This is a genomic window from Paractinoplanes toevensis, assembly GCF_018332695.1.
In the GTDB taxonomy this organism is placed as follows: Bacteria; Actinomycetota; Actinomycetes; order Mycobacteriales; family Micromonosporaceae; genus Actinoplanes; species Actinoplanes toevensis.
Map to the genome: position 1 here is coordinate 1 of NZ_BOQN01000046.1, position 20,937 is coordinate 20,937.

The 20,937-nt window shown below is 70.6% G+C and carries 19 protein-coding genes; 6 read left to right on the forward strand and 13 right to left on the reverse strand.

Features of this window, described 5'->3' with window-relative positions:
- Positions 1 to 49: 49 nt before the first annotated feature.
- The 5 genes from Ato02nite_RS15535 to Ato02nite_RS15555 form a co-directional block, all read right to left on the reverse strand.
- Positions 50 to 673 (reverse strand): TetR/AcrR family transcriptional regulator, encoded by a 624-nt coding sequence (locus tag Ato02nite_RS15535; RefSeq protein WP_213007226.1) that lies wholly within the window; start codon positions 671 to 673, stop codon positions 50 to 52.
- Positions 674 to 682: 9 nt separating this feature from the next.
- Positions 683 to 1,231: a GNAT family N-acetyltransferase gene (locus Ato02nite_RS15540; RefSeq protein ID WP_213007227.1), complete on the reverse strand. Its 549-nt coding sequence runs from the start codon at positions 1,229 to 1,231 to the stop codon at positions 683 to 685.
- 5 nt (positions 1,232 to 1,236) lie between these two features.
- Positions 1,237 to 2,088 carry a transglutaminase family protein gene (locus Ato02nite_RS15545; RefSeq protein ID WP_246607014.1) on the reverse strand — a complete coding sequence of 284 codons (852 nt, stop codon included), beginning with the start codon at positions 2,086 to 2,088 and terminating at the stop codon, positions 1,237 to 1,239.
- An 85-nt stretch (positions 2,089 to 2,173) separates the two neighbouring features.
- The gene (locus tag Ato02nite_RS15550; RefSeq protein WP_213007228.1) at positions 2,174 to 3,112 is read right to left on the reverse strand and encodes an alpha-E domain-containing protein; all 939 of its coding nucleotides are present in this window, start codon (positions 3,110 to 3,112) and stop codon (positions 2,174 to 2,176) included.
- Complete coding sequence (locus Ato02nite_RS15555; protein WP_213007229.1) at positions 3,106 to 4,680, reverse strand: circularly permuted type 2 ATP-grasp protein; 1,575 nt, start codon at positions 4,678 to 4,680, stop codon at positions 3,106 to 3,108. The genes Ato02nite_RS15550 and Ato02nite_RS15555 overlap by 7 nt, the downstream gene beginning before the upstream one ends.
- 377 nt (positions 4,681 to 5,057) lie before the next feature.
- Here Ato02nite_RS15555 and Ato02nite_RS15560 point away from each other — a divergent pair, with 377 nt between their 5' ends.
- Positions 5,058 to 5,801 (forward strand): DedA family protein, encoded by a 744-nt coding sequence (locus tag Ato02nite_RS15560; RefSeq protein WP_213007230.1) that lies wholly within the window; start codon positions 5,058 to 5,060, stop codon positions 5,799 to 5,801.
- Here Ato02nite_RS15560 and Ato02nite_RS15565 read toward each other — a convergent pair.
- On the reverse strand, positions 5,731 to 7,131 hold the full coding sequence (locus Ato02nite_RS15565; RefSeq protein ID WP_213007231.1) for an NAD(P)H-quinone dehydrogenase: 1,401 nt from the start codon (positions 7,129 to 7,131) through the stop codon (positions 5,731 to 5,733). The two genes, Ato02nite_RS15560 and Ato02nite_RS15565, sit on opposite strands and share 71 nt — an antisense overlap.
- An 85-nt stretch (positions 7,132 to 7,216) precedes the next feature.
- On the opposite strand from Ato02nite_RS15565, the gene Ato02nite_RS15570 reads away from it, so the two are divergent.
- Together Ato02nite_RS15570 and Ato02nite_RS15575 are read left to right on the forward strand one after the other, a co-directional pair.
- Entirely contained in the window at positions 7,217 to 7,678 is a 462-nt protein-coding gene (locus Ato02nite_RS15570; RefSeq protein ID WP_213007232.1) for a gamma-glutamylcyclotransferase, read from the forward strand.
- Between the two features lie 21 nt (positions 7,679 to 7,699).
- Entirely contained in the window at positions 7,700 to 8,908 is a 1,209-nt protein-coding gene (locus Ato02nite_RS15575) for an acyltransferase family protein (RefSeq protein ID WP_213007233.1), read from the forward strand.
- Here the strand turns inward: Ato02nite_RS15575 and Ato02nite_RS15580 are convergent.
- The 4 genes from Ato02nite_RS15580 to Ato02nite_RS15595 form a co-directional block, all read right to left on the reverse strand.
- The gene (locus tag Ato02nite_RS15580) at positions 8,884 to 9,852 is read right to left on the reverse strand and encodes a GNAT family N-acetyltransferase (RefSeq protein ID WP_246607015.1); all 969 of its coding nucleotides are present in this window, start codon (positions 9,850 to 9,852) and stop codon (positions 8,884 to 8,886) included. The genes Ato02nite_RS15575 and Ato02nite_RS15580 overlap by 25 nt on opposite strands.
- A 66-nt stretch (positions 9,853 to 9,918) precedes the next feature.
- A complete protein-coding gene (locus Ato02nite_RS15585; RefSeq protein ID WP_213007235.1) occupies positions 9,919 to 10,656 on the reverse strand; it encodes an SCO6745 family protein in 738 nt (245 codons plus the stop codon).
- 66 nt (positions 10,657 to 10,722) lie between these two features.
- Positions 10,723 to 11,640 carry a hypothetical protein gene (locus Ato02nite_RS15590; RefSeq protein WP_213007236.1) on the reverse strand — a complete coding sequence of 306 codons (918 nt, stop codon included), beginning with the start codon at positions 11,638 to 11,640 and terminating at the stop codon, positions 10,723 to 10,725.
- A gap of 1 nt (position 11,641) precedes the next feature.
- Entirely contained in the window at positions 11,642 to 12,274 is a 633-nt protein-coding gene (locus tag Ato02nite_RS15595) for an MBL fold metallo-hydrolase (protein WP_213007237.1), read from the reverse strand.
- 109 nt (positions 12,275 to 12,383) lie between these two features.
- Between Ato02nite_RS15595 and Ato02nite_RS15600 the strand changes: the two genes are divergently transcribed.
- Positions 12,384 to 13,415: a DUF4349 domain-containing protein gene (locus tag Ato02nite_RS15600; protein WP_213007238.1), complete on the forward strand. Its 1,032-nt coding sequence runs from the start codon at positions 12,384 to 12,386 to the stop codon at positions 13,413 to 13,415.
- Between the two features lie 10 nt (positions 13,416 to 13,425).
- On the opposite strand, the gene Ato02nite_RS15605 is transcribed toward Ato02nite_RS15600, so the two are convergent.
- Both Ato02nite_RS15605 and Ato02nite_RS15610 read right to left on the reverse strand, forming a co-directional pair.
- The gene (locus Ato02nite_RS15605; protein WP_246607016.1) at positions 13,426 to 14,685 is read right to left on the reverse strand and encodes an amidohydrolase; all 1,260 of its coding nucleotides are present in this window, start codon (positions 14,683 to 14,685) and stop codon (positions 13,426 to 13,428) included.
- A 166-nt stretch (positions 14,686 to 14,851) separates the two neighbouring features.
- A complete protein-coding gene (locus Ato02nite_RS15610) occupies positions 14,852 to 16,417 on the reverse strand; it encodes an acyl-CoA mutase large subunit family protein (protein ID WP_213007239.1) in 1,566 nt (521 codons plus the stop codon).
- A 205-nt stretch (positions 16,418 to 16,622) separates the two neighbouring features.
- On the opposite strand from Ato02nite_RS15610, the gene Ato02nite_RS15615 reads away from it, so the two are divergent.
- Both Ato02nite_RS15615 and Ato02nite_RS15620 read left to right on the forward strand, forming a co-directional pair.
- Positions 16,623 to 18,539 (forward strand): serine/threonine-protein kinase, encoded by a 1,917-nt coding sequence (locus tag Ato02nite_RS15615; RefSeq protein WP_213007240.1) that lies wholly within the window; start codon positions 16,623 to 16,625, stop codon positions 18,537 to 18,539.
- 27 nt (positions 18,540 to 18,566) lie between these two features.
- Complete coding sequence (locus Ato02nite_RS15620) at positions 18,567 to 20,204, forward strand: phospho-sugar mutase (protein WP_213007241.1); 1,638 nt, start codon at positions 18,567 to 18,569, stop codon at positions 20,202 to 20,204.
- A 1-nt stretch (position 20,205) separates the two neighbouring features.
- On the opposite strand, the gene Ato02nite_RS15625 is transcribed toward Ato02nite_RS15620, so the two are convergent.
- Positions 20,206 to 20,889: a GOLPH3/VPS74 family protein gene (locus Ato02nite_RS15625; protein WP_213007242.1), complete on the reverse strand. Its 684-nt coding sequence runs from the start codon at positions 20,887 to 20,889 to the stop codon at positions 20,206 to 20,208.
- Between the last annotated feature and the right edge of the window lie 48 nt (positions 20,890 to 20,937).

Genomic DNA, 20,937 nt, shown 5'->3' on the forward strand with positions numbered 1-20,937 from the left:
CGTGAGCGGAACCGGAGCGCGACCCACCGTGCGGGAAGAGGGGAGCCGCCTATGGTGCGAAGTCGCGGGACAGCTCGCTGAACAGGATGCGGGCCGTTTCGGCTGGGTCGAGGTCTCGGTCGGGGAAAGCCCCGGTCAGCCACAGCGTGGCGAAGCCGTGTGCCATTGACCAGGCGGCCAGGCCGGCGGTGCGCACCTCGGGTGGGGCCGTCTCGGCTGTGCCGGGCTTGACCGGGCGGGCCTCTGGGGGCGGGTCTTGGACCAGCAGGCTGCCGGGCAGGTCGGAGACTGCGGCGTAGAGCGCGTCGGCCGCCTTGGACCTTGCGGCCAGTAGCTCTGGGTCGGCGGCGTGGTAGAGGTCGGTGCGGAACATGACCTCGAACAGGGCTCGGCGGGTGGTCGCGAAGCGGATATACGTGACGCCCAGCTCGATGAAGCTGTTGCTGGCCAGCCGGGAGGTCGCGAGCGCCTTGGCCAGCTGTTCGAAACCGGAGGTGGCGAACGCGGTCAGCAGGCCGGCCTTGTCTCCGAAGTGGTGGGTGGGCGCCGCGTGCGAGACCCCGGCCCGGCGGGCCAGGTCGCGCATGCTCAGGGCGGCCACGCCCTGCTCGGTGATCGCCTCGTCGGCCGCCTGGAGCAGGGCCCGGCGCAGGTCACCGTGATGATAAGCCATGATCGAAGCTTAACTTGGCGTCGTCAAGATCCAGTATCGGAGCTTCTCGTCCAGCTTGTCGTGCAGGACGCCGCCGTTGCGCTCGATGGTGCGGCGGGACGCTTCGTTGGTGTCGTCGCAGGTGATCAGCACCTCGCGCAGGCCGATCGCGGCGGCTATCGGCAGCGCCGCCGCCAGCATCGCGGTCGCGTGGCCCTTGCGGCGGGCCGACGGCCGCACGTCATAGCCGATGTGCCCGTTGCGCTCGCCCATCCGGCCCGGTGCCAGGCGGTGCCGGATGCCCAGCCGGCCCAGGTATTCGTCGCCGTCGACCCACCACAGCGACGTCGTGGGAACGTAGGTCGCCGGGCGCGGCGTGTCCTCCAGCTCCTGGGCTCGCAGGCCGGCGACGAACCGCTCGAACTCCGGGCGCGCCGCCCACACCTGGCCGAACTGCCGAATGTACTGCCCCACGTTGCTGCCGTCGCCGGGCCCGCCCCGGCCCTCGGCGATGTGCTCGTCCATCGCGCGCAGGTAGGAGGCGTGGACGTCGGCGGTGGGCGGAATCAGTGCGGGCATGTCGCTCAGCGTAGGCGAGTGATCGTCACCTCGACGCCCTGTCGGGTGCTCTTCGGTCCGGCGTAGACACCCTTGAGCGGGGGCACGTCGCCGTACTCCCGGCCGCGTCCGACCACCACGTGGCGCTCCCCCACCGGCACCCCGTTGGTCGGGTCGAAGGCCGTCCACCGGCCCACCCACCACTCCACCCAGGCGTGGCTCTGGCCGACCACCGAGTCGCCGATCGCGGCCGACGGCTTCGGGTGCAGGTAGCCCGAGACGTAGCGGGCCGGCATGCCCATCTCCCGCAGCATGCCCACGGTCAGGTGGCTGATGTCCTGGCAGACGCCCTTGCGCTGCTCCCACGCGTGCAGCGCGTCGCTCTGCACCCCGGTCGCGCCGGGCTGGTAGGTGACCTCGCCGCGGACGAACTCGCAGACCGCGCGGGCGGCCGCCTGCGGGGTGGCGTGGGCGCCCTTGATGTCGGCCGCGATCGCGCGCAGCTCGTCGTCCAGCCCGGTGCGCTTGGTCGGCAGGATCAGTTCGTACCAGCGGTCGACGTGTTGGGTGAGGCTCTCCCACATGAAGCCGGTGTCGAGCAGGTCGCCGGGTGGCAGCGTCTCGACCGTGGAGGTCGCGGTCACGGTCAGCGCCTCGTGCTTGGCGTGCACGTCGAACGCGGTGACCACGGTCCCCCAGTAGTCCTCGTAGCGGTAGGTGCGGGCCGGCGGCCACACCTCCACCCGGGCGTCGAGCACGGCCTGCCGGGTGCCGTTGCGCGGCCACATCCGGGCCTCGTTGTAGGACGACGAGACCGGCCCGGCGTAGTCCATGCCGCTCTTGTGCTGAATGCGCAGCCGCCACGAATCCACCGTCACGCTGTGTCCTCCTTAGGCATGCCCTTCTGGCCCTCGCCTGCGGCCTGGTGGGGCAACTCACGGGAGTGCCGCTCGGTGCAGGCGGTCATGCCACCGCCCCCCGCACCCAGTTGACCGCGGTCGTCTGGCGGAAGTAACGCCGCGACACCGCGTCGTTGACCTGCTTGCACGTCTTTTCCAGGCTGGCCAGCACCGGCGACAGGTCGCCGATCAGCTCGTCCGCGCCACGGAACTCGAGGTTGGTGCGAGCCCGGCCGACGATCCGCTGCGCGTCGGTGGCCACGCCGGCCCGGCCCGGGTCGGGTTCCAGGTCGGTCAGGCAGCTCTCGGCGGTGGAGAGGGCCGCGAACACCGAGCGCGGGAACAGCCGGTCGAGCAGCAGGAACTCGGCCGCGTGCCGGTCGTCGAGCGCGCCGCGGTAGGTGCGCAGGAACGTCTCCCAGGCTCCGCTGGAGCGCAGCAGGGTCATCCAGGTCGGGATGCTGCCGCCGGCCCGCTCGTGCGTGCGCAGCAGCCGGGCGGTCATGTCGACCCGCTCCACGCTGCGGCCGAGCACCAGGAACAGCCAGCCCTCGTCGCGGCTCATGGTCGCGTCGGTCAGTCCGGCCATCACCGCGCAGCGCTCCCGCACCCAGCGGAAGAACGCGTGCACGCCCTGCTGGTCGACCCGCCGCCGGGCGTTGGGCAGGCCGTGCCAGGTGGAGTTGAGGCACTCCCACATCTCCGAGGAGACGGTCTCCCGGGAGCCGCGGGCGTTTTCCCGGGCGGCGGCGAGCGCGCCGACCACCGAGGACGCGTTGCGCTCGTCGAGGCCGAGCAGGCCGACGACCCGGGCCGAGGTGAACGGGCCGTCGGTGGTGGGCATGCCCATGACCGCCAGCAGCGACCGGCAGGCCGAGTCCTCCTGGGTCCACGGATCGGCGAGCATCCGCTGCAGGTGCACGTCGAGGATGCGGGCGGTGTCCTCGGCCCGTTCGACGTACCGGCCGATCCAGTAGAGCGACTCGGCGATGCGGCTCAGCACGAGAGCCTCCCCTGTTGCTGTTGTTGCTGCTGTTCTTCGCTGCCCGCGGCGCCGGGCCCGACGTCCGGGCTCTCGGCCGCGAGCAGCGGCTCCGGCGCGGCCGGCAGGTGCGGCACCTCGAACGGGGTCAGGTCGTCCTCGGCGGCAAGCACCCAGGTGTCCTTGGATCCGCCGCCCTGGCTGGAGTTGACCACCAGCGCGCCCTCGGGCAGCGCGACCCGGGTCAGGCCGCCGGGCAGCACCCAGATCTTCTCGCCGTCGTTGACCGCGAACGGCCGCAGGTCGACGTGCCGTCCGCGCAGGCGGTTGCCGATCAGCGTCGGCACCATCGACAGTTTGACCTCACGCTGGGCGATCCAGCCCCGGGGATTTTCGACAATCTTTTGGCGTACGTCGGAAAGCTCTTGATCCGAGGCTTGTGACCCGATGACGATGCCCGCGCCCCCGGCCCCGTCGACCGGCTTCATCACCAGCCGGTCGAGCTGCGGCAGCACCTGATCGAGGACTCCCGGTTCGTCGAGCCGGTAGGTGTCGACGTTCGGCAGCAGCGGCTCTTCGTTCAGGTAGTACCGGATCAGGTCGGGCACGTAGGTGTAGAGGAGCTTGTCGTCGGCGACACCGTTGCCGACCGCGTTGGCGATCGTGACCCGGCCGGCCCGGGCCGCGTTGAGCAGACCCGCCACCCCGATCACCGAGTCGGCCCGGAAGTGCACCGGATCGAGGAAGTCGTCGTCGATGCGCCGGTAGATGACGTCCACCCGCTGCTCGCCGGCCGTGGTGCGCATGGCCACGTCGTTGCCGACGCAGACGAGGTCGCGGCCCTCGACCAGCTCGACGCCCATCTCCCGGGCGATCAGCGCGTGCTCGAAGTACGCCGAGTTGTAGACGCCGGGACTCAGCACCACGACGGTCGGGTCGTTGACCCCCACCGGCGCGGCCGCCCGCAACGCCCGCAGCAGCATCGCCGGGTAGGACTCGACCGGCAGGATGCGGGTGGCCGCGAACACCTCGGGCAGCACCTGGGCCATCGCCCGGCGATTTTCCATCACGTAGCTCACCCCGGACGGGATGCGCACGTTGTCCTCGAGGACCCGGAACGCGCCCTCCTCGTCGCGGATCAGGTCGACCCCGGCCACGTGGATGCGGACCCCGTTGGGCGGATTGATGCCGGCCGCCGCGCGCAGGAAGTGGGCGCTGGTCGCGATGATCCGGCGCGGCACCACGCCGTCGGCGAGCACCTGACCGGCGCCGTACACATCGGCCAGGAACGCCTCGAGCGCCCGGATCCGCTGGGCCACGCCGCGCTCGACCGACCGCCATTCGGCGGCCGCGATGATCCTCGGCACGATGTCCAGCGGGAAGGGCCGCTCGACGCCCTTGAGCGCGAATGTGATGCCCTGGTCGAGGAACGCCCGGGCAAGCACCTCCGCACGCACGCCCAGTTCCGCACTCGACAACGGCTGGAGAGTCGCGTGCAGGGCCTCGTAGGAATCACGGGGTACGCCTGGCTCGCTGAACATCTCGTCCCAGCCGGGGCCGAGGCGGTACTCCTCGAAAAGATCCGCCATGCGAGGAATCTACGCACGGCTCATTGCGTGCGAGTAACGAAGGAAACGTCGCCGTTTCGCAGCCCGGGGTGGGCCGTCGGTACGGGACCTACCGACGGCCCGGGCCGGTCACACCGAGAACGGGGGACTCGGTGTCTCCGGCATTCTCACGGTACGCCGCAGAGGGGCACGCGAAAAAGCCGTGGCGCGGCCGCTGATGAAATAAAGGGAAATAACCGGCGCGGAGCCGCCTCGGAACCTTGGCCGGGCGGGGACAATACCGTGTCAGGTATCACCGTTACGGGGCCCTGATCAGGGCGCATGCTGGAGCACAGCACATTCTCAGGTACGCCCATCGACAATGTGGCAAGCCCTGATGCCGTGAGGTGGCCGATCCGATGACCGAACTGTTGACCATGATGGCCACCCCGGTGTGGGCCTACCTGGCGCTGTTCGGCTTCCTGACGGTCGACGCCCTGGTGCCGGTGGTCCCGATCCAGGCGATCATGATCACGTCCGGGGCCCTCACCGTCTACGGCAACCTGAGTCTTCCGCTGGTCATCGCGATCGGCGCGGCCGGCATGTTCACCGGCGACTCGATCGCCTTCCTGCTCGGCCGCACCACCGGTCATGTCGGCCGCAGCTGGCTCTCCACGCTGCGCTCCCGCTACGCACCCAGGCACGACGAGGACACCCCGCGCGAGGAGTCCCGCACCAAGAAGGCCGCGATGCGCTTCACCCGCGGCCTGCGCCGGCCCGGGCCGCTCGTGCTGCTGCTGTGCCGGTTCGTGCCCGGTGGGCGGATGGCGGCCGGCTTCCACGCCGGCCGCACCGGTTACCCGGTCAAACTCTTCATTCTTTACGACGGGGCCGCCGCTCTCTGCTGGGCCGGTTACGGCGGCCTCGTCGGTCACATCGGCGGCACCGCCATCACCCAGTCGGCCTGGCGGCTGTTCGCGATCGCCGCCGCCGCCGCGGTCATCTTCGGCACGGCCGGCTGGATCCTGGCGCTCTTCGGCGGTCGCAAGGACGGCGCGGCCGAGACCGCGAAGAAGGCCGGCGCCGCCGACGTCACTGCAACTCGTGCTGCATCAGCTGACGTGCCGCCTCGGCAATCGACCCGGACAGCGACGGGTAGATAGTGATCGTGTGGGCCAGTTGGTCCACGGTCAGGTTGTTCTCGATCGCCATCGTGATCGGCAGGATCAGCTCGCTCGCCTTCGGCGCCACCACCACGCCACCCACGATCTGACCGGTCGCCGGCCGGCAGAACAGTTTCACGAAGCCGTCGTGCAGGTCGGCCATCTTGGCCCGGGCGTTGCCGGTCAGCGGCAGCATCACCTGGCGGGCCGGGGTGCGACCGGAGTCGACCTCATTCTGGGAGACGCCGACGGTGGCCAGCTCCGGGTCGGTGAACACGTTGGCCGAGACCGTGCGCAGCCGCAGCGGCGCCACCGCCTCGCCCATGGCGTGCCAGATCGCGATCCGGCCCTGCATGGCGGCCACGCTGGCGAGCAGCAGCACGCCGGTGCAGTCGCCGGCCGCGTAGATGCCGGGCACGTTGGTGCGCGACACCCGGTCGACCGTGATGTAGCCGCCGTCGCCGACGTCCACGCCGTACTCCCGCAGGCCCAGCTGCGCGGTGTTCGGGATCGCGCCGACCGCCATCAGGGCATGCGAGCCCTCGACCGTACGGCCGTCGGAGAGCGTCACCAGCACCCCGTCGCCGGTGTTCACCACCGACTCGGCGCGGGACTGGTTGAGGATCGTCATGCCGCGCTCGCGGAACACCCGTTCGATCGCCATCGCCGCGTCGGCGTCCTCGTGCGGCATGACCCGCTCGCGGCTGGAGACCAGCGTGACCTTGGCGCCCATCGCGACGTAGGCACTCGCGAACTCGGCGCCGGTCACGCCGGAGCCGACCACGATCAGGTGCTCGGGCAGCTCGGTGAGGTCGTAGACCTGCCGCCAGTCGAGGATGCGCTCGCCGTCGGGCCGGGCGGTGGGCAGCACCCGCGGGGTCGCACCGGTCGCCAGCAGCACGGTGGCGGCCTCGATGGAGTACATCTCGCCGCCCTCCGGGATGACGAGGACCTGGTGGGTGTGCCCGAGGGTGTCCTCGCCGAGCAGCGCCCGGCCGTGCACGACCTCGACCCCGGCCTTGATCAGCTTGGCCTGGATGTCGCCGGACTGGGCCAGCGCCAGCTTCTTGACCCGGGTGTTCACCGCGATCGCGTCGACCGTGACGCCGTCCAGGCCGGGCGACTTGATGCCGAACCGCTCGTTGTGCCGATAACCGGTCATGATCTCGGAACTGGCGATGAAGGTCTTCGACGGCACGCAGTCGGTCAGGACGCAGGCGCCACCCGGCCCGTCCGCCTCGATGAGGGTTACTTCCGCACCGAGTTGGGCGGCGACCAGAGCCGCCTCATATCCACCCGGTCCCCCACCGATGATCACGATCCGACTCACGAGCTTCCCTCCGTAACACGGCAACTGTGCCGACACGCACTCCTTGTATTCTCCACGACCGCCGAGTCCGGCTATCGTCATCGCCGTGCGTCATTACGCCGCGTATGGCTCAAACCTGGACCCGGCCCGCATGCGGGCCTACTGTCCGCACTCGCCCATGGTGGGCGTGGGGTGGATTGAAGGCTGGCGCCTGACCTTCGCCGGTGAGGGGGAAATGGGCTGGGAGGGCGCGGTCACCACGATCGTGGAGTCGCCGGGCGACCGGGTCTTCGTGTCTCTCTACGACGTCCACCCGTGGGATGCGGCACAGCTCGACGAGGTCGAGGGAGTGACCGCGGGGGCGTACCAAAAGCTAACCGTGCGTGTATCAACCCTCGAGGGCGAGTTCAGCGCCTGGGTCTACGTCTACGACGGGTACGAGGGTGGCCTTCCCACCACCTGGTATCTGTCGGAGATCGCCAACGCCGCCGAGAAGGCCGGTGCGCCCGACGACTACGTCGAGGACCTGCGGAACCGCCCGAGCGCGACCTCGACGCCGGAAGTCTGAGCCATGTAATGTGCTCAACCTATGTCTCTCCAAGGCTTCCGGGCCGCCGGTGAGGCCGTACTGCCGAAGCGTTTGGACTCCCTGACCAGCCTGCGGTTCTTTGCGGCCTTCGCGGTCTTCACCCACCACTTCACCGGCCTCGGCGGCAAGACCGGCTTCGGCCGGTCGCCGCTGATCTTCCCGTATTCGGAGATCGGCGGGCACGGCGTCACGTTCTTCTTCGTGCTGTCCGGGTTCCTGATGATGTGGGTGTTCAGGGGCGGCGAGCATCCCGGCGTCTTCTACTGGCGCCGGGTCGGCCGGATCTGGCCGGCCCACCTGGTCGCGCTGGTGCTGGGCGTCTATGCGTATTACATCGCCGCCGGCAAGGACATCGAGTGGTGGAGCCTGATCTCCTCGGTGTTCCTGGTGCAGACCTGGTTCCCGCACGTCACGCCGACCCTGCCGGGTAACGAGGTGACCTGGACGCTCAGTGTCGAGCTGCTGTTCTACGCGCTGTTCCCGCTGCTCGGCCGGGTCGCCGTCAAGCTGCGCACCCGCACCCTGGCGCTGCTCACGGCGGGCGGGCTGATCGGCATGTGGGCGGTCGCCTGGTTCGCCACCGCGCACCTCTCCGGGCCGCACGCGGGCTGGGTGCAGCGTCACCCGATCTTCTACCTGCCCGAGTTCCTGCTCGGCATGACGATGGCGCTGGCCCTCAAGCGCGGCTGGCGACTGCCGCTGCGCCCGTTCATCCCGATCACGCTGCTGTTCGTCTATGTGATCGCGTACTACCAGGGCCGGATGCGGCTGCCGCACGCGTTGGTGCAGCAACTCGACTTCACCGTGCGGCAGTGCATCGCACTCCTGTCCGCGCTGATCATCCTGTCCTTCGTGCAGCGGGAGATGCGCGGCCTGGTGGGTGTCCTGAACTCGAAGATCCTGGTTGCGTTCGGCCTCTGGTCGTACAGCTTCTACCTGATCCACCACTCGGTCAGCCGGCTCGCGACCTACGAGTGGGGCCGGATGCCGGACAACAACGCGGTGCTGTTCACCCTGCTCGGCATGGGCGTGGTGGTGAACGTGCTGTCCTGGCTGCTCTTCGCGTACGTCGAGGAGCCGGCCGAGAAGTGGTGGCGCAAGCGCACCCCGCAGCGCTGGCTCAGCAAGAGCCGCCCGCCGGTCTCGCCGCCGCGGATCGAGACCGAACCGCTGGCGGACGAGGGTCAGCTGGCGCGCGCCGCCACATAGGTGCGGTAGATGTTCGAGCGGTACAGGGCGGTCATCCCGACCGCCTCGTACAGCCGGATGGCCTGTGTCGGGTTGGCCAGGTCGACGCCGAGGCCCGCGCGGGTGCGGCCCTTGCGGGCGTAAACCGCGAAGGCCCGGCGCAGCAGCGCTTCACCGACACCCCTTTTCCGGTACGCCCGGAGCACTCCCAGCCGTTTCACCCAGCCCTCGTTGTCGTCGGCACCGGCGTCGGACGACTGGAGGGCGCCCACGACCCGGCCGTCGATCTCGGCCACGAACCACTCGTCGAAGGACAGCGACGGCTCGTTGGCCATCTGCTTGCGCCAGCTGTCGTAGTCGGTGTCGAGGTGGTCGGTGTCGGCGAACGCCTGGTAGATCACCGAGTGCACGGCCCGCAGGTCGTCCTCGTCGTCGCGCACCTCGCGCACGGTCACCCCGGGCGGCGGCTCGGGCGCGACCGGCGAGACCCCGGCCAGCGAGATCTGCATGCGGGCGTGCTGCTTCAGGAAGACGAACCCGGCGCCGAGCAGCGCCTCGATGTAGTGCTCCTCGGTCGGGATGGCGCCGGCCCGCACCTCGTACGGATCGTGGCCGAGCAGGGCCGCCCGCTCGGCCATCCGACCCATGATCAGGTCGAGCAGTGGGCGCAGGGCCGGCCGCCCGTGCTCCGGCCAGGTGTAGACGTCGGCGAAGTCCCGGTCGCGGCCGTTGGCATTGTGCGGATAGGTCCAGCCGACGACCCGGCCCTCGGTGTCGAGCGCGAGCCAGCTGTCCCGGGTCATGTCCGTGTTCGGCTCGGTGAGCATCTCGCGCACCTCGTCGAGGGTGAAGTCGGGCTCCCCGATGGACGCGATGTCGCACGCGTGCACGAGAGCCAGGATGGCGGCGGCATCGTCGAGTTTCGGCCGGCGGGTGGTCCAGCCCTCGGGCAGCGCGGTCGTCATGGCGAGCATCCGACCATGGGGGTGCGGCGGTCGTCGACCGATTTCTATCGCGTTCCTGTCGCGTTCCTATCGCGCGAGGCGCTGGCTCAGTGACTCCAGCAGGCCGACCAGCTCGATGCGCTCGGCCATGTCCAGCGTCCCGTAGGCCTGACCGGCCAGCGCGTCACCCACCGAGTCGGCCCACAGCAGGCGCCGCACGATCGGGCCGGCCGGAGGGTATGGCGGCTGCCAGCCGAACGCGACCGCGCCGGTCTCCCCCTCCGGGCCCGCGATGATCGCCTGGAGTGGGGTGAGCCCGCTGGCCCGCACGGCCACCAGGTGCACGCCGAGCCGATGCTCGTGCAGCAGGTGCAGGATCACCGCGGCGCGGGCACCGGGCGCCTGGTCGGGCACCGGCATGGCCCGCCAGGCGGCGAACAGCGGCAGCCCGGCGTGCTCCACCGCGTCGACCACCCGGCCGGTCAGCTCGAGCAGCCGGCCCAGCCGGGGAAAGCCACCGAGCTGCTCGATGCCCCACTTGCACAGCTCGTGCAGGTGCCAGGTGGCCACCTCCATCGGCGCCGAGGTCTTGGCGGTCGCCTCCCAGCCGTCGATGACGGCCTCGGGCGCGATGAAGCCGATGGCCGCGGCCACGGTTTCCGGTCTTACCTCGCCGAGCGCACCGGCCCGCGCCGACACGTGGTAAGCCCAGCCGGACAAACCCAGCAGACGCGCGCGGCGAAGCGTCTGTGGCGACTCGGCAAAGGCGCCCACGATCGTTGCGAGTCCCGTTTTGGCGTTGGCGGCAGCCTGTTCGGGGGTCACGCGCCGATTCTGCTCTTCCATGCCCGATCTGGAAAATATTCTTCCCATCCCGACCGGCAAACCGGATCAATCCGGCTCGTCCGATTCAAGATCTTCCAAAGCTGCCTGTACGTCACCCACCTGGCGCCGGGCTACCGCGGTCTCCCGCTCGGCTGCCCGCCGAGCCTGTTTGCGCCGGGCCACGTCGGCCTGGGCCTCGGTGCGGCGGCGCTCCAGCTCGGCAAGCTCGGCATCCAGGTCCTCGACCAGGTGCTCGGCGTCGCGCTCGGCCGCCTCGGCCTTCTCCAACTGCTCGTCGGCGCGGCGCTCGGCGGCCTGCGCGGCGCTCAGCTCGCGGCGCAGCTCCCGCTGCCGCTGCTCGACCTCCCGTCGCCGCCGCTCGGCCGCGGCCCGCTCCCGGGACGAGGGCTGCGGAAATTCGACGACCTCGGCGCTCTCGTCATCGTCCGATTCGTCCTCGTCGGAAGCGACGTCATCGGTGACCAGCCGCAGCCGCGGTCGCGGCACCTCCCCGAACCCGGCATAGGTGGCGGCCCGGATCAGCCGCCCGGTGCGCACCTGAGCCGCGACCTCCGGCTCGGCCAGCGCGGCGGTCAGCGTCGCCTCCACCTCGCCCAGCGGCAGCTTCGCGCCCGGACCCGAGGCTTCGACGGCGAGCCGCCGGGCCGCGCCGACCAGCGCCGACACCACCTGCCGACGCTGCGCGGTCAGCTCCCGCAGTTGGTCACCCTGCAGGCCGCGCTGCGCCTCGCGGAGGGCCGAGGACAGCTCGACCAACTCCTCGATGAGCTCGGGGCGGCGCAACGCCAGCAGGTTGACCACCCAGGCCGCCACGGTCGGTTTCTTGAGGGCGGCGAGACGCTTGGCCGCCTCCCGGTCCCCGGCCTGCTTGGCCTCGTTGATCGCGGCGGTGCGGGCCGCCACGAAGCCGTCCGGCGGCTCCGAGTAGAGCCGCTGGATCAGTTCATCGGTGGCGCTGGGCACGTCAGATCGTGGTCCCGGGCGCCACGTGCGCGTACTTGGTGCCGGACAACCGCTCGAGGTGCCCGTCGGAGACCTTCGCGCCGGTCTCGGTCAGCAGGAAATCGTGCAGCGCGTAGGCGCGTCCGGGCTTGACCGCCCGGGCGAAATCGATCGACTCCATCAGCTTCATCCATGGAGCATTCAACGGGACGAAGAGCGTGTCCACGACCGTGTCCTCCGGGACGGTGAACGAGTCGCCGGGGGTGTAGACGTTCGTGTCGTCGTCGGCGATCAGATAGCCGAGGTTCGCGATCCGCGGGATGTCCGAGTGGATCACCGCGTGCCGGCCGCCGTACGCGCGTACCCGGAAACCGGCCGCCTCGAAAGTCTCACCCGGCGCCACCGCGGTGGCGATGTCGCCGAAGGCGGCGAGCTTGGGCAGCACGTCGGCGTGCGCGAAGACCCGCAGCGCCGGATTGCGGGCCGCCGTGTCGGCGACCGCCGCGAGATCCAGGTGGTCGATGTGCTCGTGGGTGATCAGCACCGCGTCGGCGCCGTCGAGCGCGGATCGCTCGCTGAATTCGCCCGGATCGACCACCAGCACCCCGGCGCCATCGATCCGCAGGCAGGAATGCGTGTACTTCGTGATGCGCACGGGACTCCTCCGCTGCTGATTCGTAACCGTTCCACCCGCAGTCTGCCGGAACCGGGATGGGCATGCCGCACGTCCCAGATGCACGCCTTCAACGGGGATCGGAGAAGACATGCGTGTCCGAACAACTCTGCTCATTACCTCCGCGCTGGCCGCGGGAATCATTTTGACCGGTTGCGGTGCCGACAGTTCCGACAACTCCGCCAGTTCGGCCGGGGTGACCGACAGCGGTGAGAAGGTCGCGGCGGCTCCGCAGGCCGCCGAGGGCGGGGCGGCCGATCAGGCCCAGGCCCGGGATGTGCCGGCCCAGGCGCCGGACCTCGGCGTCGACCAGCGGTCGATCATCTATCGTGGCTCCACTTCGGTGCGGGTCAAGGACGTCAACGCCGCGGCCGGGCTGGCCACCGGCATCGCGCAGACCGCGGGCGGCTTCGTCGGCGGCGACAATCGCAACAGCGGCAGCACCGGATCGGGCACCGCCACGCTCACCCTGCGGATTCCGGCCGAGAAGTTCGCCCCCACCGTCGACTCGCTGTCCAAGCTGGGCACCGAGGAGACCCGGGAGATCAACACCGAGGACGTCACCGAGCAGACCGTCGACCTGGATGCCCGGATCGCGGTCCAGGAGGCCCGGGTCACCAGCGGTCGCAAACTGCTCGCCCAGGCCAAGTCGCTGGACGACCTGGTCATGCTGGAGAAAGAGGTGGCCACCCGGGAGTCCGACCTGGCGTCGCTGCAGGCCAAGAAGCGGCGGTTGGCCGATCTCACCGCGCTGTCCACGATCACCGTGACCTTCCTCGGCCCGGAGACGCCGGGTGTGAAGACGGACGACGACCCGGCCGGTTTCCTCGGCGGGCTGTCCGCGGGGTGGGACGCGCTGCTCGCCTCGCTGAAGGTGCTGCTGACCGTGCTGGGCGCGCTGCTGCCCTGGCTGATCGTGATCGGCCTGCCGATCTGGGCGCTGCTCTGGGCCTACCGGCGCTGGCAGCGGAATCGTCCGCCGCAGCCCGCATTCGCCACATCGGGCCTCGGGGTGCCGCCGACGCGCCTGCCGCGGGCCGCGCAGACATCGCCCGCCGCCGCACCGACCTCACCGGCCGCCCCATCGGAGAACCCGCCGGGGAACCCGCCGGGCAAGGAGTAGAACCGCGGTCTCAGAAAGCGCCGGTCGACAACGCAGCGAGTGCGGTGTGCACGAAGACCCGCACACCGTGCTCGATGCACCTCTCGTCCACGTCGAAGTCGCCCTGGTGCAGGTCGTGCTTCTCGTCCGAGCCGGGCACCCCGGTGCCCAGCCGGATCATCGCGCCGGGCACGTGGTCGAGGTAGAACGCGAAGTCCTCGCCGCCCATGCTGATCTCGGCCTCGACCACCCGGTCGGCGCCGAGCGCGGCACCGGCCGCACCGGCGATCACGGCCGCCGCCATCCGGTCGTTGATCACCGGCGGGACGCCCCGCCGGTAGGTGACCTCGACCTCGGCGCCGGTCGGCGCCACCACGTCGCGGATCAACTGGCTGATCAGGTCGGGCGCCTGGCGCCACGCCTCCCGGTTGAGGATGCGGACCGTGCCGGACGCCTCGCCGACGCCGGGGATCGCGTTGAACGCCTCGCCCGCGTGCACCGAACCCCACACCATCGAGACCCCGGCCCGCGGATCGATCCGGCGGTCGAGCAGCGCCGGCACGTCCACGATGATCCGGCCCAGCGCGTGCACCAGGTCGGCGGTCAGGTGCGGCCGGGCGGTGTGTCCACCCGGGCCGGTCAGCTTCACCGAGACGGTGTCGGCCGCGGCCGTAAACGGCCCGGAGCGCACGCCGACCAGGCCGGCCGGCAGCTGGGGGTAGCAGTGCAGCGCGTAGATGGCGGCCACGTCCTTGAGCGCGCCGGCCGCGATCACCTCGGGCGCGCCGGACGGGATCGCCTCCTCGCCGGGCTGGAAGATCAGCCGAACCCGGCCGGGCAGCTCGCCCCGATCGGCGAGCTGGGCCAGGGCCAGGCCGAGGCCGAGCAGGACGGTGGTGTGCACGTCGTGCCCGCAGGCGTGCGCGACGCCGTCGACGGTCGACTTGTAGGGCACGTCCTTGAGGTCGGCCAGCGGCAGGGCGTCGAGGTCGGCGCGGAACGCGATGACCCGGTCCCCCTCGCCGATGTCGCAGACGACGCCGTTGCCCTTGGGCAGCATCCGCGGCGACAGGCCGGCCACGGCCAGCTCGCGGGCGATCAGGGCGGCGGTCTCGAACTCGTGGAACGAACGCTCCGGGTGCGCGTGGATGTGCCGACGAATCGCTACCAGCTCCGCGCCGCGCGAGGCGAGCCAGCGGTCGAGCTGGCCGGGCAGAGGCTCGGCTCCGGGCAACGGCCCGGGCCACTCCGCTGAGGCCCCGTCGCGGGGCCGTTCCAGAGCAGTAGTCACGTCGGTTTCCGTATCGCTCTCGAAGGTTTGTCGGGTTTTCGGGACGCGCGACAGCTTAGACCCAATTTGGTGACGCTGTGCAACGTCATTCGGGTGCAGGCAACCTTGCGCTGTGTCACGAATGCCCTGGTAAGAGCGTCCGGTTCTACAACGTGTAAGCCCAATTCTAGAAACGCTCCACCGGGTGGTAGACGCCCCAGACACCACGCAGCGTGTGACACACCTCGCCTACGGTGCCACGCAGGCGCAATGCTTGCTTCATCAAAGGTAGAACGTTCTCTGTTCCCTGGGCGGCCTTCGCCAAATCCCCGAGCGCGGCCTCAACCGCGGCGGAGTTCCGTTCGGCCCGCAGTTTCGCCAGCCGGGCGACCTGAGCGGCCTCGATGGCCGGGTCGACGCGCAGCGGGTCGTAGCGTTCCTGATCGTCGGAGGTGAAGCGGTTGACCCCGACCACCACCCGGTCACCGGCGTCGATCTCGTTCGCGATCCGGTACGCCGACGTCTCGATCTCTTCCTTCTGGAAGCCCTGCTCGATGGCGTCGACCGCCGAGCCGAACGAGAAGACCCGCTCGATCAGGGCGGTCGCCTCCCGCTCCACCTCGTCGGTCAGCGCCTCGATCGCGTACGAGCCGGCGAACGGGTCGACCGTGCCGGTCAGGCCGCTCTCGTAGGCGAGCACCTGCTGGGTGCGCAGCGCGAGCCGGGCCGATTTCTCGGTGGGCAGCGCGATGGCCTCGTCGTACGCGTTGGTGTGCAGTGATTGGGTGCCGCCGGCGATCGCGCCGAGCGCCTGGATGGCCACCCGCACCAGGTTGACCTCGGGCTGCTGGGCGGTGAGCTGTACCCCTGCGGTCTGCGTGTGGAAGCGGAGCATCAGCGATTTCGGGTCCTGGGCGCCGAACTCCTCGCGCATGATCCGAGCCCACATCCGGCGGGCCGCGCGGAACTTCGCGATCTCCTCGAGCAAGGTGGTGCGGGCCACGAAGAAGAACGACAGCCGGGGCGCGAAGTCGTCCACGGCCAGCCCGGCGGCGAGCGCGGCCCGGACGTACTCCATGCCGTTGGCCAGGGTGAAGGCGATCTCCTGCGCGGGCGAGGCGCCGGCCTCGGCCATGTGGTAACCGGAGATCGAGATGGTGTTCCACTTCGGGATCTCGCTGCGGCAGTACGCGAACGTGTCGGCGACCAGCCGCAGCGACGGCTTCGGCGGGAAGATGTACGTCCCGCGGGCGATGTATTCCTTCAGGATGTCGTTCTGGATGGTGCCCTGCAGCCGGCCGCCGTCGACCCCCTGCTCCTCGGCCACCAGTTGGTAGAGCAGCAGCAGCACCGACCCGGGCGCGTTGATCGTCATCGAGGTGGAGACCTGGTCGAGCGGGATGCCGGCGAACAACTGCCGCATGTCGTCGATCGAGTCGATGGCCACCCCCACCTTGCCGACCTCGCCGTGCGCGATCGGTTCGTCGGAGTCGTAACCCATCTGGGTGGGCAGGTCGAACGCCACCGAGAGGCCCATCGTGCCGGCCTTCAGCAGCTGGTGATAGCGAGCGTTGGACTCGGACGCGGTGCCGAACCCGGCGTACTGCCGCATGGTCCACGGGCGTTTCGTGTACATGGTCGGGTAGACGCCGCGGGTGTAAGGAAATTCACCCGGCTCGCCGATCGGCACGTCCGCCGGAACATCCTCGGGGCGGTAAACCGGCTTGATCTCGAAACCCGACTCTGAGTTCACAAGCGTGATCCTAAGGCTTCGTTCAGCCCTGGAGCGTGAGGTGTTTTGCACAGAGAGTCCGATAATGGAAACACAGCGCGGTTTCCCGGTCACGGTTTGTCGACTTGAAAGGAACACCGGCCCTGCGGCTTTCAAATAGGGGTCGGCTACGGGCAAGATAGCGGGGTTGGTCGACGGCCCCTAGACCCCCTCGGTGGCATCCTCAGTGACTCAGATTCCGACGTGGAGCGGCGGCAACACGGCTCACACCAGCGGACGCGCGGCCCCGGGCACTCTCATCGGTGGCCGCTACACCCTGCGTGCCGCGGTGGGCCACGGTGGCATGGGCACGGTCTGGCGAGCGGCGGACACGCTGCTGCGCCGGGACGTGGCGATCAAGGAGGTCGTGCTGCCGCCGGGCCTGGCGCCCAGCGACCGCGACTCGATGTATGAGCGGACCATGCGCGAGGCCCGTGCCGCGGCCGCGCTGCAGCACCCCGCGGTGGTCCAGGTCTACGACGTCGTCCACGAGAACGGCCGGCCGTGGATCGTGATGGAGCTGCTCGACGCGCGCAGCCTCGCCGACATGGTGATCGAGGACGGGCCGGTCACCCCCCGGGTCGTCGCCAAGATCGGCATTGCGCTGCTCGGCGCGCTCGAGGTCGCCCACGCGCACGGCGTGCTGCACCGCGACGTCAAGCCGGCCAACGTGCTGATCTGCTCGGACGGCCGTTGCGTGCTGACCGACTTCGGTGTCGCCCGGATGCCCACCGACATTCAGCTGACCACGCCCGGCATGGTGCTCGGCTCGCCGCACTTCATCTCGCCCGAGCGGGCCATGGGCAGCGACTTCGGCCCGCCGAGCGACCTGTTCTCGCTGGGCGTCACGCTGTTCACCGCGGTCGAGGGCCGTCCCCCGTTCGACAAGGGCGACCCGATCGAGACCATGCACGCCGTGGTCGAGGACCCGCCGGCCCCGGCGGTGCGGGCGGGTTCGCTCACGCCCGTACTCATGGGTCTGCTGGAGAAGGACCCGGCTCGCCGGATGGACGTACAGACGGCCCGGACGATGCTGCGTCAGCAGCTGGCCGGCCCGCTGGCCAGCAAGGCCCCGCCGCACATGACGACCGACCCCTATTCGGTGGTTCCGGCTCAGCGGCCGCCGGCCGCGCCGGCCGAGACCCAGCCGATCCCGCCGCAGCCGAGCGGCCAGATCGGTGGCCGCGCCATGCTCCCGGCCGGCCAGTCGCTCACCGACCATCTGGCCAAGCTCCAGCAGAGCAACGCGCCGGCCGCCGGTGGCCGGCGGCGCGCGCCCGAGCCGCCCGACACACTCGCCCCGACCGGCATGATGCCGACCGCCCGCGCCGGCGGTGGCGATCCGACCAGCGTGATCCCGCCGCGGGCCGCCTGGGACGGCGCCCGCGCGGCCCGCGAGCCGATGGGCGGCACCGTGGTGTCGAGCCCGTCGGTCAAGCGCAAGCAGATGATCGACAACGCGATCGGCACGGTCCGGCAGACCACCGACCGCGCGGTCACCACGTTCAAGGGCTGGGAACGCAACAAGCAGCTGATCGCCGGCGGCAGCGCGCTCGCCGTCGTGATCCTCCTGGTCGTGGTCTTCTCGCTGGTGGGTGGCAAGGGTGGCACGACGGCACCCCCCACCGCCCAGGAGACGGTCAGCGAACCGGCCGCGCCCGCGTTCGAAACCCAGGAGTACAACGACCGCGGCATCTCGGTGCAGGTGCCCAAGGGCTGGACCCGCAAGGCCGCCGGCACCTGGGTCGACTACGCCGACCCCGGGGACGCCAAGCACAAGGTGCGCATCCTGGTCGAGTCGTCGAAGGGCACGCCCACGTCGTTCCTCGGCGTCGCGGAGACCACGCTGAAGACCAAGTCGACGAACTGCCCGAAGCCGTACAACCGGGTCAACCTCGCCAAGACCACGATCTCCGGCAAGGACGGCGCGGTCCTGGAATACACCTGCGGCACCGGCGACACCGCCCGGCACGGCCTGTGGGGTGCGGTGATCACGAACGGCAAGGCGTACTCGTTCTACATGACCGCGACCGAGGCGCAGTTCGCCGGCAGCAAGCCGATCTTCGATGAAATGATCAAGACTTACACCCTGCAGGACGCCTGACCCGTCGTCGCGTGCTATCAACACCTGATGGCGCTCGATCTCACTGCGGCCGCGGAAACGTGGCTCGCCGACGACCCTGACCCTGCCAGCCGCGACGAGCTGCGCACCCTGATCGACGGGCTGCCCGGCACGGAGGCCGAGCTGCGCGACCGGTTCGCCGGTCCGCTGACCTTCGGCACGGCCGGGCTGCGCGGGCGGCTGCGCGCCGGGCCGAACGGGATGAACCTCGCGGTGGTCACCCGCGCGGCCGCCGGGCTGGTCGCCTGGCTAACCGAGCAGGGCGGCACCGGGCCGCTGGTGATCGGCTACGACGCGCGGTACGGCTCCCGCGACTTCGCCGAGCGCACCGCCCGGGTCGCCACCGGCGCCGGCCGGGAGGCGCTGCTGATGCCCGGCACGCTGCCCACGCCGGTGCTCGCCTACGCGGTGCGCACGCTGGACGCGGTGGCCGGGGTGATGGTCACGGCCAGCCACAACCCGCCGCAGGACAACGGCTACAAGGTCTACCTCGGGCGCGAGCTGGGCGGACCGGCCGGGGACGGCGCGCAGATCGTCCCGCCGGCCGACACCGGCATCGAGGCGGCCATCCGGGCCGTCGGCCCGCTCGCGCAGGTCCGGCTGGGCGGTCCGGGCACGCTCCTCGACGACAAGATCATTGCTGGGTACGTGTCGAGTGCGGCGGCCGTGCTATCCGACGGCGGGCCACGTGACCTGGCGATCGCGTACACCCCGCTGCACGGCGTCGGCGGGGAGACCGTGCTGGCGGCCTTCGCGGCGGCCGGTTTCCCGCCGCCGGCCTTCGTGCCGAATCAGTTCACCCCTGATCCCGACTTTCCCACCGTGGCCTTTCCCAACCCGGAAGAACCGGGCGCGATGGACAACCTGCTGGCGTTGGCCGCTGCGCACCACGCCGACCTGGCGATCGCCAACGACCCCGACGCGGACCGGTGCGCGGTGGCGATCCCCTCGGCGGACGGGTGGCGGCCGCTGCGCGGCGACGAGCTGGGCGTGCTGCTCGCCGACCACCTGATCCGGCGGGGCGTGCCCGGCACGTACGCGACCACGATCGTCTCGTCGCAGCTGCTCGGCCGGCTCAGTCAGGCCCGTGGCGTGCCCTACGCCGAGACCCTGACCGGCTTCAAGTGGATCGTCCGGGCCGACGAGGACCTGGCCTTCGGCTACGAGGAGGCGCTCGGCTACTGCGTGGCCCCGGCGATGGTGCGGGACAAGGACGGGATCACGGCCGCCCTGACCGTGGCCGAGCTGGCGGCCTCGTTGAAACTCGACGGGAAGACCCTGGCCGACCGGCTGGACGAGCTGGCCGCCGAGTTCGGGGTGCACGCCACCGACCAGCTGTCGGTGCGGGTCGACGACCTGGCCGAGATCGGCGTGGCGATGGGCCGGGCCCGGTCGAACCCGCCCGCCACCCTGCTGGGCGCGCCGCTGACCGGGGTGAACGACCTGCTGCCCGACAACGACGTGCTGACCTTCCGGACCGCCGCCGTACGCGTGGTGATCCGGCCGTCCGGCACCGAGCCGAAGCTCAAGGCGTACCTCGAGGTGGTCGAGCCGGTCGCCGACGGCGACGTGGCCGCGGCGCGTACCCGGGCGGCCGCCGCCCTGCGCACCCTGCGCGAGGAAACGGCGGCGGTCCTGGGGGTTTGACTCAGGCCGGCTTGGGGGCGCCCAGGGAGACCGCGATGGCCTTGCCGAGGGTGGCGACGACGAGGGCGACCGCCGGACGGACGATCGAGTCCTCGAGATTGGCCGAGCCGGAGAAGCCGGCGCCCGCCGCGATCTGCTCGAGACGGTCGTGCGCCCGGGCGGTCTCCTCGGGCGGAAGCCGCAGCGCCGGCTCCATCCGGGTGGCGCAGAGCAGCGTGGCCAGCGCGGCGGTGCGCTCGTCGCAGAGGGCCTCGCTGGTCAGTGCCGCGGCGAGCCGCCCCCGGATCTCGGCCTCGAAGGCGTGGTCGGTGGTCGGGAAGCGGTGCACGTGGATGACGCCCATCTGGGTCTCGTCCACGTCCTGGATCACGCCGCGGGACACCAGGTCTTCCAGGACCCGGGTGCGCAGGCGGTGGCGGAGCCGCTGCAGCCACTGGGCCGGCGTGTGCGGCTCGTCCTCGGCGACCCTGGCCAGCACCGCGTCGGCGATCGGGTCACCGATCGGGGTCGGATCGACCGCCTTCAGGAAGCCGTCGACATAGGCGACCCGCCCCACCAGGGCCAGATCGACCAGCACAGCCGCGGCCATGCCGAGATCGAGACCGATGCGGGAACCGGTTGCCTTACCGGTCCGGTCGTCGTAGGCGAGGAGAAGAAGTTCCTCGGCGAGCGGAATGGAGGTCATGGGACGCAACGATAGTGGCCCCAGTCACGCACCACGATCGCCAGGTCG